9 protein-coding genes are annotated in these 12,872 nt (G+C 47.8%); 1 reads left to right on the top strand and 8 read right to left on the bottom strand.

The genetic code is table 11. The features are described 5' to 3' along the window. Positions 1 to 56: 56 nt before the first annotated feature. From RIE73_RS13355 to RIE73_RS13335, 5 genes are all read right to left on the bottom strand, one after another. Positions 57 to 842: an MlaE family lipid ABC transporter permease subunit gene (locus tag RIE73_RS13355; protein WP_446401637.1), complete on the bottom strand. Its 786-nt coding sequence runs from the start codon at positions 840 to 842 to the stop codon at positions 57 to 59. A 45-nt stretch (positions 843 to 887) separates the two neighbouring features. Further along, positions 888 to 4,079, bottom strand: a complete 3,192-nt coding sequence (locus tag RIE73_RS13350) for a methyl-accepting chemotaxis protein (RefSeq protein ID WP_446401636.1) — start codon at positions 4,077 to 4,079, stop codon at positions 888 to 890. A gap of 77 nt (positions 4,080 to 4,156) precedes the next feature. Next, complete coding sequence (locus tag RIE73_RS13345; protein WP_446386871.1) at positions 4,157 to 4,687, bottom strand: chemotaxis protein CheW; 531 nt, start codon at positions 4,685 to 4,687, stop codon at positions 4,157 to 4,159. 24 nt (positions 4,688 to 4,711) lie between these two features. After that, complete coding sequence (locus RIE73_RS13340; protein WP_446401635.1) at positions 4,712 to 5,077, bottom strand: response regulator transcription factor; 366 nt, start codon at positions 5,075 to 5,077, stop codon at positions 4,712 to 4,714. Between the two features lie 253 nt (positions 5,078 to 5,330). Continuing rightward, on the bottom strand, positions 5,331 to 6,629 hold the full coding sequence (locus RIE73_RS13335) for a response regulator (RefSeq protein ID WP_446401634.1): 1,299 nt from the start codon (positions 6,627 to 6,629) through the stop codon (positions 5,331 to 5,333). Between the two features lie 889 nt (positions 6,630 to 7,518). On the opposite strand from RIE73_RS13335, the gene hmpF reads away from it, so the two are divergent. Then, entirely contained in the window at positions 7,519 to 9,279 is a 1,761-nt protein-coding gene (gene hmpF / locus RIE73_RS13330; RefSeq protein WP_446401633.1) for a pilus motility taxis protein HmpF, read from the top strand. A gap of 64 nt (positions 9,280 to 9,343) precedes the next feature. On the opposite strand, the gene tilS is transcribed toward hmpF, so the two are convergent. The 3 genes from tilS to ccsB all read right to left on the bottom strand — a co-directional run bounded on the left by tilS (position 9,344) and on the right by ccsB (position 12,732). Further along, the gene (tilS, locus tag RIE73_RS13325; protein WP_446401632.1) at positions 9,344 to 10,354 is read right to left on the bottom strand and encodes a tRNA lysidine(34) synthetase TilS; all 1,011 of its coding nucleotides are present in this window, start codon (positions 10,352 to 10,354) and stop codon (positions 9,344 to 9,346) included. 153 nt (positions 10,355 to 10,507) lie between these two features. Then, positions 10,508 to 11,536 carry a KGK domain-containing protein gene (locus tag RIE73_RS13320; protein ID WP_446401631.1) on the bottom strand — a complete coding sequence of 343 codons (1,029 nt, stop codon included), beginning with the start codon at positions 11,534 to 11,536 and terminating at the stop codon, positions 10,508 to 10,510. A 122-nt stretch (positions 11,537 to 11,658) separates the two neighbouring features. Beyond that, the gene (gene ccsB, locus RIE73_RS13315; protein ID WP_446401630.1) at positions 11,659 to 12,732 is read right to left on the bottom strand and encodes a c-type cytochrome biogenesis protein CcsB; all 1,074 of its coding nucleotides are present in this window, start codon (positions 12,730 to 12,732) and stop codon (positions 11,659 to 11,661) included. Positions 12,733 to 12,872: the final 140 nt, after the last annotated feature.

The raw sequence follows: 12,872 nt of genomic DNA, 5'->3' as shown, positions 1-12,872 counted from the left end.
TTGACTAAATTTCCGTTGTTGATCAACACAATCGATCTATTCTAATATACTCCTAACTACAGAACCGCACTGCCTGTGCCTTGGAACATCAGCCAGGACAAAAAAAAGTTAGCGATGAAAATGGTGAGTAAAGCCGTGACGACTGCCGTTGTCGTGGATTGACCAACTCCTTTGGCTCCACCACTAGTGGTTAATCCCCAGCTACAGCCAATGACGGCTATCAGCATCCCAAACACAGCGGCTTTAATCATCGCCGTAAACAAATCCCAGATTCCCAGGAAATTCCGGGCGGAATCCAGAAAGACAGATTGAGGAATATTGTAAAGATTAACAGCAATCAATACGCCGCCCGTCATGCCGAGAATAATTGAGAGAATTGTCAATAACGGCAGCATTAGAATGCAGGCAATGACACGAGGGATGACCAAATAATCAATGGGATCAGTTTTGAGCATATAAAGTGCGTCAATTTGTTCAGTCACGCGCATTGTGCCAATCTCAGCTGCAAACGCTGAACCCACTCGTCCAGCAATCACCACAGCCGTTAACACAGGCGCAAGTTCCCGGCTCAATGCCAGTGCCAAAACCCCTCCAATGGCTGTAGTTGCCCCAAAGTTAATAAATTCTCGCGTTACCTGAATTGTAAACACGGCACCGATAAAAGTAGCCGTGATCATGGCAATGGTGAGTGAATCCGGACCAACAACTGCCATTTGCTCCAGGGTATTGCGTCGGTAGATTTTGCCACCGAGAAGATGAACGATGACTTGACCGCCTAATAAAATGGCAGCTAGCAAGCGCTGGAGCCACAATCCTAAGCTAGAGGAAGAGGTTTCATTCATGCGTCATTTGTCATTTGTCACTGTTCACTGTTCACTGTCCAAGAACTATCTGCCCTCATTGGATTCCACGCGGAAACGTTCTACAGAATTGAGTAGGTCTCGTGCCACACCAACCAAGTTTTGCAAAGCACTAGACACCCGTTGGGCTTCCTGAGACGTTTCTTGGGCAGTTAACTCGACCGATTGCATGACTTGGGCAACAGCACGGGAGGTTTCGGTTTGTTCAACCGTATCGGCTTTAATTGCCCGCACCAGCGCATCAATGCGATTGGACACTTGAATAATATCTTCCAGTGCTTGTTTGGCTTGCTCTGCCCGTTTCGTCCCATCAATAACCTGCTGGGTGCCTTCTTCCATCGCCGTCATCACCGACCCAGTTTCGCTTTGAATCTGCATGACGATTTGCTCAATTTCTTTGAGTGCCTTGGCTGAACGGTCTGCCAGTTGTCGCACTTCATCCGCAACGACGGCAAACCCTCGACCTGCCTCTCCGGCTCGGGCTGCCTCGATGCTGGCATTGAGCGCCAATAAGTTAGTCCGGGAGGCAATCTGAGAAATCACCGCGACGATCTTAGAAATTTCCTGGGAAGATTCGGCAAGGCGCTTGACTTTTCGCGTTGTTTCTGCCACAGTTTCCCGGATTTGTAAGATACCTGCCACCGTATGTTCTACCGCGTGACCGCCTCTATGGGCAACATCCGCCGCCGTGTGGGCGACTTCCTCGGCTTCCCGGGCAGCTTCAGCGACTCGCTGAATGGAGTCGGTCATCACCTGAACGGAGTTGAGAGTAACCGCCAGTTCCTCGGCTTGGCGCAGGGCGTCATTGGATAAACTGCCAGCGAATGCCGCACTTTCAGTCGAACCCTTGGTCACTTTACGGGCGGCATCTTTTACCTGTTGGACGATTTCCCGTAGATTTTGAATGGTGAGATTAAAGGAGTCCGCGACTGCCCCCAAAACATCGGCTGTTACTTCAGCTTGTACCGTCAGATCCCCGCGTGCTGCTCCTTCCACATCATCGAGCAATCGAATTACCTGGCGTTGCAGGTCTTCTTTGGCTTGCTCTTGTTCTTCGGCTTTGCGGGTGGCTTCGCTGGTGGTGGTCAGGATCACTCGTGCCATCTGATTGAAACCTGACGCTAGTTGACCCAGTTCTCCTTCGGAGTAGATGGGGACACTAACATTCAGATTCCCCTGAGCAACGGCGTCAAACTGGTTTTGTAAATCTGCTGTGACTTGTTGAATCTGGCGAGTAGTGATCCGACTCAGAAACAGGGTAATGCCAAAACTAGCCGCAAATGCTGCACCACTGGCTAAGGCATGGGCGAATTTAAGATTCGCGATCGCAGGTTGAGCTTGTTGCTCGGATACCGTGTCTCGAGCCGTAATACTTTGTGCCGAAAAACTGACTAAGGCAACGACGAAAGCGGAGGCAATCCCAGCCGCAAACGACATAATCCATTGTTTATGATTCAGGGAAGCATTTTCAAAGGGAGCCAGCCACCCTTGCTCAACGTTAACGATCGCTTCATGTCCCCCTTCTTTAGCTTGACTAAAAACTGGGACCTGTTCAGTGGAGCTACCAATACTGAAAATTTCTTCATCACTATCAATTGAGCGAGACCCCTGAGCCGATTGCTGATGAGCATCTCGGACGGCATCGCCATTTTCGCTAACTCCCTCACTTTCGCCACTTGCTGGTATGACTCCGCTGTTACTTAAAACATCAAAATCTGATTCACTCGCACCGGGTTGAGATAATTCATCCTGATCGTCTATGGCGAAATCGGGAAGAGAGCCTAAATCATCTTCAAATACATCAAAAGCGTCTAAAAAGCCATCTTGAGCATTTTCTTCGGAAAAGCTTTCGGCATCAGTGTCCGCTATGTCATCCATAGTGAACGAGTCATCGCCGAAGGCATCATCAAAGCTCTCAAAGTCGAAGTGATCGGGAGCGTTAAATCCATTTTGATCGAAGTCTGATTCATCCTGAGTGTAGTCCTGGCTTTCAAATGCCTCAATCGCCTCATCCGTCTCCTCACCCGAATAGTCAAACTCATCAGTATCTGCTGGCAACGTTCCCGCCAACTCCCCTGAATCCATCAGTAGGGTTTCATCTTCATAAACGGGGTGGTCTGTCTGATATGACTCGTCAATCGATTCATCATGCCAATCCTCCATTTCCTGATCAACTTCTGATAAGTCTTCATCGAAATGGGATTCTGACTCATAAGGTGATGAAGTCTGTTCCCTAGCCTCTTCAAATTCAGAGACGCTACCAGGAGGCATGACAAATGTTTCTGCCGTATCATCCTCAGATGCCTCGGGTGCAAAGTCCTCAAATTGATCCTGATAATCTGCCTCGGTAAAGGAAGTGTCATTTAGATCAAAATCACTCGCTGCTTCCTCAAAGTTCTCTTCATAGTCTGTCTCAGCAAAGGGAGTATCGTTTAAATCAAAATCACTCGCTGCTTCCTCAAAATTCTCCCCATAATCGGTCTCAGCGAAGGGGTTATCATTTAGATCAAAATCACTCGCTGCCTCCTCATAATCTTGATAATCTACCTCAGCAAAAGGATTGTCATTTAAATCAAAATCACTCGATGACTCATAAGCATTTTCCAAATCAGCACTATCTTCGTCTAAACCGGACAAGGCAAATGGATTAGATTCATCCGCAGCACTTGCCTCGTCCGTCGTCTCTGATTCAATAGCTGAACTGTCTTGGGATTCGGCAAAGGGCGAAGATGAGGTTGAATCAAAATCATCCCCTAGTCCCGCTTCATCTAAATCTAAAGCCCCTAAATCGAAATCCTCAGACTCATCAATTTCTTCCGAGTCTTGCCAGGTTTGTAATGTGGGTATCTCATTCAAATCATCGGTTTCATCAATATCGTGAAAGCTGTTATCGAAGTCCTCTGTGGATGAGGATGAATCAACAGCCACAGAATCCGGTTCACTGGACAGCCCATTCGCATCTTCTAGACCTTTATGGGCATATTCGATAAAATCAGGTTCAGACGTTAAATTAAGAACTTGTTCATACTGTTCCCGTGCTTGATCGTACTGCTGTAGGCCATAACAACAGATATGACCCTTAAGCAACAAAGCACTTGGATCATCGGGAAACTCTTCAATCAACCGATTAATAATATCGGCAGCTTCTTCGTATTTACCTTGTGCGTAAGCCGTTTGTGCTTGTGTATATTCTTGAACGTAATCCGTACTTGATGCCATTGACCTCCTCCCTTTGCTCACCAGGAAAAAGGAACAAGCAAAAGGTTGCTCTCTTTTTCCTGACTTTTACTGTTCATTCATGCTGCCCACCGTGCTGCTCGTAGAATTGCCACCTGATCGAGAAGTCGTAAGAATTGATTGGATTCTGGATCTAATAACCATTCTCCTTTTAAAAAAGGTGCCATCGTATCCGGAACATTCATTGCCATTTGCAATTGCTCCACATCTAACCAATCCATATCCACAATTCGCTCCACCGCTAAACCGAGCATTGTATCTTGGTCTTCGATGGCAATGACGGGAATTTCTGAGCGGTCTGTATTGACGGGTATCGCATCTCCCAGAAATTGACCTAGGTCACCCACCCAAATAACCCGACCTCGCATGTTGATCGTCCCTAATAATAAGGGAGAAGCATTAGGGATCGGGGTAATCTGATTGGGAGAGGGTTCAAGCACTTCTTTGATCCCAGTTGCAGGTAAAGCAAATTCAATACCAGACGGGACGTAAAATCGCAAGTGTAATTCACCCTCAGGACTTTCGAGTTCTTGCAATTCTGGGGCTTGATCTTGACCAGTATCTGTTAAAAAATCCGGATTTCCAACCATTCGCAGCTAGCGTCTTAACTATATTTATGACCTGAGTAGCTGTTTGACTGTGCCAATCAACTCGGTGGGCTGAAAGGGCTTAGCGATGTAGGCATCTGCCCCTTGCTTCATGCCCCAATATCGGTCAAATTCTTCGCCTTTTGAAGAACACATGACCACGGGTACATCTTGGGTTTTGGGATCAGCCTTTAAACGACGACAGACCTCGTAGCCATTCATCCGAGGCATAACAATATCCAATACCACTACATCAGGACAAGACTGCAGAATATGTTCTAAGGCTTCCACTCCATCACTTGCCACAGAGACCTTCAACCCACTGCCTTTGAGGAGGTCTGAGATCATCTGTCGTTGTGCCAAACTGTCTTCTACAACCAAAACTGTACTCATAACCCCCTACCTGACTTGCCAATAAGCGCACGAATTTTGAACGTGAACTGAGTTATACCCTTGAGCTATACCTTTAAACATAGATAGAGTAATGATTAATGTATCCTTTATGGTAGCTTCATCCTGAACGGCTCCCCCCTCTATTGTGACAGGCTGAACTGCTAAATGGAGCAGGGTGTCTCGCTGTATGAGTCTATGAGGTGATTGTAGCGGAAGAATTACCGTTGTGCGTGTTGTATCAGGTTCGCTGTGGTTAAGCTGATGCTGATTTAGTAATATCAGTTGCCTTGACCTCCTCCTCTGGCGTTTGACGGGAACTGTCGAAACTCATTTTTTCTGGATCTCCCGGACCGACGTATTTCTCCAACAACATCAACAGCTCACTGGCTCCAAATGGTTTAGTCAAATAGTCCGTTGAGCCTACCATGCGAGCTCTCACACGGTCAATAAAGCCATCTTTGCCCGTCAGCATGATGATTGGAGTTTGTCGAAATGTCGTCGATTGTCGTAACATGCCACACAGTTCATATCCATCGAGTTGGGGCATCACTACGTCACAGAGAATCAGAGCGGGTTTGATTTGGAAGAGTAAGCTGAGAGCTTTAAGGGGATTTTGAATTGCTGTGACTTCATATCCTTGGGCTTGCAGCATATACTCGACGGTTTTGCCCACTGCTTTGTCATCATCAATACAAACCACAGATGGGGCATGATCTGAACGGGTGGATTCCCAAGGTTGTCGAACAGCTAGGGTTTCTTGCGGTGCTGAAGTCAGCACTTGAATCCAACCCCGTTGGATATAGGGATAAATGGCTCGGGTGACCGTCAGGATATCCCGATTGAGATAGCGAGCCATTTGGCGCAGAGAATTCTTGCCATTTGCCCACCGCTGTAGGGTTCTAAATGCATTCTCGGGTAGGGCTGCCTTTAATTTAGTTTCATCCGTAATCAGTGGGCATTGATTGGGGGATTGGATATGGGGATGAAATTGCTTCCACTCCTGGACTTGCTTCATAATCTTGGTCACTAGGGGGGCAATTTCTAAGGTGGTGAGTTGGGGGGCTAAGGCTGGACCGACCTCGAAGACAAAGTACCCATTGTGGAGGCTCAGCAGGTCAAAGAGGGTTTCATGTACCATATTTTGGAGAATGTTGCGCCCTTGAGCCGGAGTGATAATGTGGTTTTCTAGTAACGCCCAAAGATAGCCGTATTCGGGAGCATTGGTCGAAGCAATCGAGGGTTCTTCGATGTCATCTAAAGCCGCTTCAGCTCGATAGCGACGCAGGTAATCCCGCAGTCGTGACAAACTGTGATCACTGTTTGCCGCGTAAGCAATTTGTCCATTGAGAAAGAAAACAAACCAAAACGGTCCAGGGCGACGGGGTGAGGTCTCTAAGTGGGAGCGTCCCGGTGTAAATTTATAAGCAACATCACTACCGGGGCTATTGGCGTGGACGCTTTGCGCCTCAACTAAAAGTTCTCCTGTGCGCTGACCCAATTCGATCAGTTGCAGGATACTGCGGATATCAATTTCATTTAACGTTCCCTGCATTTTAAGGAAAATGTACTCCTAAAACCTTGCGTTCAATGCTGAGGCGAAGCATGGTCTGTTGGATTACCAAGTTGCCTGCCATCTTAACCTCAACCCCAACTTGATGCTGTACCACCACCACTGACTGACCATGTTAAGATATCATCGAAAATTAGAGTTGGTAAGAGGGCGAATGGAAACCCCTGTCATTTATGTATGGGGAGGGATTCGCCCTCTTACATAAATAGCAGACGGATGTATTTCAACAGAGCAATTTAGACTTCAAATTAACGTTGCTCAATCGATCCATTGAAAATTATCGTGTTTTCCTTGAACAAGAGTCCATCAAAACCTCCATGTCTTCAGTATAATTTAGGATTCGACTTACTGTAACACCTCCGGCTCAGGCTGATTGGACGGCAGTCTGGCGATCGCTCGTCTCGATCAACTAGCTGAGTGGGCTAAGATACAGGGACAAGACAATGGCTTGAAGCTCAAATTTTATAGCCAATGGAGTAGGATCGAGGAAAAAGCTGGTATCTGTGCCAGCCCAGGACTTATAATTTCTCATAGAAATTTATCACTAATTGTAATATATCCAACGTCATACATCGAGAATGGCCTCGTTAAATAAACATGAAGAGAGGATCAAGTTGGACAGATGTAGCATTCCTCCATCCGTCAGGACTATCCAGGGGTAGCTTAGAGGCAGGATGATAGTCCCAGACACAGCTACCTCTGCCGCTTCCCAAAAGCTAGCATTGTAGACAAAGCTGCTCGGTCTATAAATTCAGAGTTAGCTCTCTGGAAAATCAGGAGCAGTGTGACCAGCAACCCAATCAACTAAGATTTTAGTTCAGGTTGGCTTAGTCAAAAATTGGGCACAAGACAAGTAAAGAGGACGATCAGTGTGCTGTATCTAGCAGAAGTCAAAAAGCAGAAAACTGGCCCTTTTGGCGGCAGTAAGACCGAACTCAAACTGCTGGCTTGTCAGCGGAATGATCAGAGTTGGAGCGCTGTCCCAGGTGAGGAAATCATCCCAGGAGACGAAGCCGGTGGCATGAGCGATGGGGCTTTGGCAATTGTCAATGTCAGTAACAATCGGATTCAAGGGGACGTTGAGCCAGCCGGGACGAGACTGGCAAGTATCTTACAAAACTTTTCGCGTCTGTTGGACAAGGCGAAAAGCCAAGAAGAAGAAATTGAACAGTGGAAGCAGTCCTTGACCTATCAAAGTCAAGAACTCAACCGCCGCGAGATGGAAATGGAAGCGCGGCTAGAACAGATGCAAGCGATGGAGGAAGAGGCTGAACAAATTGATCAGCAGCGTCAAGACCTGGAAAGTACGAAAGAGGAAACTGAACGCCTCAGAGAAGAGTTTGATCGCAAACAACAGGAACTAGAAGGCGCTTGGGAACATCTGCGTGGTGAACAGCGGCGTTGGGATGAGCAAAAAGAACAGCTGCAACAAACCTCGGGTTTAAGTGAGGACGATGTCGCGGCGATGCAGGAGTTGCTCGATCGCCTCTCGACGGCTGTCGCTCCCACAGATACGGTGCGGGAACAGTTGAATCAGGCGTATGAAATCATTGACCAACAGCAGTCAGAACTGGATAGTGACTGGCAAAAACTAGACAATCATCGCCAACAAGCAGAGCAACGGCAAAGCGAAATTGACGAACAAGCGGAGGAGATTCACCAGCGTCAGCAAGAGTTAGAGCAGGTGACAACCTCCTTTGAAGAAGCACAAGCGGAATTGAAGGTGCAGCGGAATGCCTTGGAGATGAAGCAGGAATCCGTACATCTACTCAGCCTGCAACTTCAAACTCACCAAGAGTTACATCAAGAACTAGCTCGTTTAGCGACCAGTTCAGCCGATGTCAAAATTAGTCAAGAGGTTGACATTCAAGCGCTGGAAAATATGCCCCTGGGTGAACTCCAGGAAATTGTGCAAAATTTACAGCAAGATTTGGAGAGAGTGGTGCGCTTTGTCAACGACCAGGAAGAGGAACTCACATTCCAGCGCCAAGCGGTTGAAGAACTGCAAGACAAAATTAATAATGCGAGTGAGTACGATCGCATTAGTTTGGAAAGTGAGCTAGCTGACGAGCAAGACCGCTACCAAATGTTGGATGAAACCCTCGTCGGTCAACGCCGCAACCTGCGGGAGAGGGAAGAGATTTTCAATCAGCATAATCGAGTCTTACGCCGTCGCCAGGGAATTAGTGAAGGGAGTAGCGCCGATACCCATAAAATTGACCTCGGTCCGGTCTTAAACCAGCTTGAGGAACAGCGGCAACAGCAAGAAGGCGAACTGGAAAAACTGGAAAACCAAGTTGAGCAAATGCACCAAAGCATTAGCCAAGCCGAGGAAATGCTGACTGAGCAAGAAAGTGAGCAAGAAGCCAAACGCTCTGAGTTACAAAACTTGGAAGAAAACTGGCACTCGATGAAAATGGAAGTCGCTGAACTGTGGAGTCAAGTGAATCTGTATCAAGAACTCTTAGCGCCCAAGCAAGAGGCTCTGAATCAAATTCGCCAGATCCTTGACGCGATCGCAGAAGCCCTGAATCAAATTCAGGAAGTAGGCGACTATCAACTCCAGGCAATTTCCGAGATGCGGCAGACGGTTGATGGTATGGTTGAATCACCTGAACTGGCGGCTTCTTAGAGCTGAGGGTGTAGGGGGTAGGGTGTGGGGTGTGGGGTGTGGGGTGTGGGGAAAGCGTGACTGCTTAGTCCCCTTGACTATTTCGCCAAATAATCCAGTCCCCTTCAACTTGAGCGCTGGCTCCTCCGGGAAAGGATGAGGTGCGAGAGCGATTGGGTGCGTGAATTAAAGCGGTAATCGCTTCAATTTGCTCAAAATTGGCAGCCGTTGGTTGGACGATCGCTAAAAACTGCCGAATCGCACGACGTTGTAGGGCGAGATCAGCTTGTCGCAAGACTACGCGATTGATTTTGAGTGCCGTATCGGGTTCATGTTCACTCGTAGAACCCATGGCTTGTTCTCGGAGCGATCGCGCCGCTGTCTCTAAATATTCCACATCAGCCCGTAACAGTTCTGCTGTATGACCGAGAGCGGTTTCCACCCTCGGATTAAAGTGAGTTTTGAGATAGGGTAGTACCTCTTGACGAATGCGATTGCGAGCATAGCGGAGATCTTGATTATAGGCATCCAGCCAAACCGGGAGGTGTTGTTGCTCCACAAACTCCCCCGTTTCTCCACGGCTGACATCCAGCAACGGGCGCACAAGCTGTACCCCATCGACCAGAGGACGTTGCCAAGTCAGGGATTGGAGACCATCCACTCCTGTACCTCGAATTAGATTATACAAAACCGTTTCCGCGCGATCGCTCTGGGTGTGAGCGGTGACTACATATTGAAATTGATAGGTTTGAGCAATCTTCCCCAGTGCTTGATACCGCCATTGTCGCGCGGCTCCCTCACTCTGAGTCACATCCGTCGCGACTTCCAGATAAAAAGGAATCGCCCAACTCTGAGCCAGTTGTTGAATGTGATCCGCCAACCCTTGATCAGCGGGCCAACAGTGATCACAATGGGCGATCGCTAATTGCCATTTCCACTTTGGCTGCAAATCTAACAGCAGTTTCATTAAACAGAGGGAATCTTGTCCCCCCGATACCGCTACCAAAACAGGACGACTTGGCGCTAATAGCTGCCTTTGCCGTAGCGTCTGATGAAGACGGGCGTGAAGTAGCGTCCAATCTGAACGTTTAGACATTCTGATCACAGAAGGCTGCAAGGCAAGAAGCTGGTTACTGAATAGCAGCTACCTTGGCAGGTTAGAACATTCTTTACTGTTCCCTGTTCCCTGTTCCCTGTTCCCTATGGGGAGCAACTGATGTTCTTCGGTTTTCCACCAACCTACTGAACGTTACTGATTACTTTGCCAACCTTCTTGACTCATTTCTTGCCAAACATCATCGAGAAGGGAATCTGTCTCATTGTCCTCCTCTTCCTCTTCCTCTAAGGAGGAAAAATCACCTAAATCAAACTCATCTTCATCACTAGCAGAGGTTTCATTAAAATCGAGTTCCTCCTCACTTTCTGTGGAAATCGATCCCAAATCTAGCAACTCCTCGTCGTTGCTGGTGCTTTCCTCTTCCATCTCCAACTCTTCTTCGATGCTGCTGGAGAGTTCATCAAATTCATCATCAAAGCTCGCTGATGTCTCTTCCTCCTCAGCAATTTCATCGAAGTCATCACCAAAGCTGACAGGTGACTCTTCCTCCTCAGCAGGCATTTCATCGAAATCACTCTCAAAGCTGACAAGTGGTTCTTCCTCCTCAGCGGGAGACATTTCCTCAAAGTCGCTCTCAAAGCTGACGGATGGCTCTTCCTCCTCCTCAGTAGAGAGTTGATCGAAGTCGCTTTCAAAGCTAACAGGTGGCTCCTCTTCTTCTAGCCCCTCCATGGGAAAGCTTGTTTCCTCATCCATGAAGTCACCGAGGCTGTCTTGCTGTTGATCCTCAGCAGATAATTCATACTCATGATCCGCCTCATCTAGACTCATCGACGGCTGTTCTACATCAAAGTCCTCATCCATGCTGATTGAGGACTCTTCCTCAGCCAACTCATCCTCAGTCTCAGCGTCTCCACTGACGAGTGCTACTGGTGTCTCCTCCTCAGCCACCTGAGGACAAAATTCCAGATTGATTCTCACCTTGCCTTTTTGCCAGCCACCGGAACTAAATCGTAAGACTTCACAGGAGATACCCTCCTCACTAAACCAGGCATTTTTATCTTGAGTCCATTCACTCAATCCATGCTCAAGCTGCGTTTTGATCGCGTCCGCCAATTCGCTTACTCGAAAGGTACGATGCCCAATTAAGATTTGCGCTGATTCGTCAACGGATAAGACTTCACCACTAGCGAGTGGCTCAAACTGATTATCTACGCCCATTTTCCCCGATTAACGTTCTACTTTTGTGCTTAATCATGATGTACAAATTGGGTCATTCCCTGGATCACCTGGATCACTAGGAGTAAGCGATTTGGTCGTCGCGTTGATCAGTCCTGGAAGTCCTAGAAGAACCAGCCGTAGGAATGCAATCCTTTACCCAATAGATTCACCCCAAGATAACAAATCCAGACTACAACAAATCCTGTTGCCGCTAAAATTGCCGGTCGGCGTCCTTGCCACCCTCGGGTAATGCGAGCATGAAGGTAAGCGGCAAAGACGAGCCAGGTAATTAATGCCCAGGTTTCTTTTGGGTCCCAACTCCAATAGGACCCCCATGCCTCATTTGCCCAAACTGCACCAGCAATAATGCCAATTGTCAGCAATGGAAATCCTAGCCCGATAATTCGATAGCTAATATTATCTAATGTATCCGCTAAGTTGAGGCGTTGGGGAGAAAGGGTGGGAACGCTAGCCAACTCAGGTGCTGAGGATGGGGTAGAGGAGACAGGATTCAGAACGGCTGTACTTGTCGAACCTGACCTGTCTTGCCAACTCATTGCCATTGCCCCACTATCGCCTCCCTGGGGCTGAAGGTTATCCTGATTCCGTTTAAGTTGATAGGATGCCGTCCCCGTGGAGTCTTGTTTACGGCGGAAGCCACCTGTACCCACGGAACTCCCACGCAGTTCAACATTTTGACCGCGAGTCACGACTAAAAAGGCGATCGCTAATAGTGATCCCACCATTAATGTGGCGTAACTGAGCATCATCACGCTGACGTGCATCATCAACCAGTTGGATTTCAGCGCTGGAACTAACGGTTCCGCCTTTTGCATATCAGATGGTAGTGACAGGGCGGCAAAGGCGGTAATTCCCATGGCGACAGGGGAGGTAACCACGCCCACCCAACGACTCGCGCTCATTTTCTCGGCTACCAGATGCATCGCGGTGATGCCCCAGGCTAAGAAAAATAGGGATTCATAGAGATTGCTTAGGGGAAAATACCCAGCACTCAGCCAACGGGCACCGAGTAAGGCTGCAATACACAGGTTAGCGATGATCATACCCGTTCCGCCCAAGGTGGGCAGATAGGGAATGGTCTTAAAGGCTGCACCAACCCAATACAGCAGCATGGTAACTAGGAGAACTGCAAATGAAATATTATCTAAGCTGTTTTGGAGTGAAACTAGATCCATAAATGCGCTTCTCGACTTAATCGTTTCGACATGAATTGCCGCGTTTCTATTATCCTATCGGGATTGCTGCCCTTAACGAGAGGCAAAAAAGATAATGATAACGATTTTTTGGATTATTAGTCATTGGTTCTTTGTCCTTC

Source organism: Coleofasciculus sp. C1-SOL-03 (assembly GCF_040220555.1).
GTDB lineage: Bacteria > Cyanobacteriota > Cyanobacteriia > Cyanobacteriales > Coleofasciculaceae > Coleofasciculus.
The sequence above is the reverse complement of the archived record's forward strand: the minus strand, read 5'-3'. Positions and strand labels throughout refer to the sequence as shown.

Coding starts and splice junctions, on each gene's coding strand:
- RIE73_RS13320 (WP_446401631.1), bottom strand. CDS start 11,536: ATGGGCGTAGATAATCAGTTTGAGCCACTCGCTAGTGGTGAAGTCTTA.
- RIE73_RS13350 (WP_446401636.1), bottom strand. CDS start 4,079: ATGGCATCAAGTACGGATTACGTTCAAGAATATACACAAGCACAAACG.
- tilS (WP_446401632.1), bottom strand. CDS start 10,354: ATGTCTAAACGTTCAGATTGGACGCTACTTCACGCCCGTCTTCATCAG.
- RIE73_RS13345 (WP_446386871.1), bottom strand. CDS start 4,687: ATGGTTGGAAATCCGGATTTTTTAACAGATACTGGTCAAGATCAAGCC.
- RIE73_RS13335 (WP_446401634.1), bottom strand. CDS start 6,629: ATGCAGGGAACGTTAAATGAAATTGATATCCGCAGTATCCTGCAACTG.
- RIE73_RS13340 (WP_446401635.1), bottom strand. CDS start 5,077: ATGAGTACAGTTTTGGTTGTAGAAGACAGTTTGGCACAACGACAGATG.
- RIE73_RS13355 (WP_446401637.1), bottom strand. CDS start 842: ATGAATGAAACCTCTTCCTCTAGCTTAGGATTGTGGCTCCAGCGCTTG.
- ccsB (WP_446401630.1), bottom strand. CDS start 12,732: ATGGATCTAGTTTCACTCCAAAACAGCTTAGATAATATTTCATTTGCA.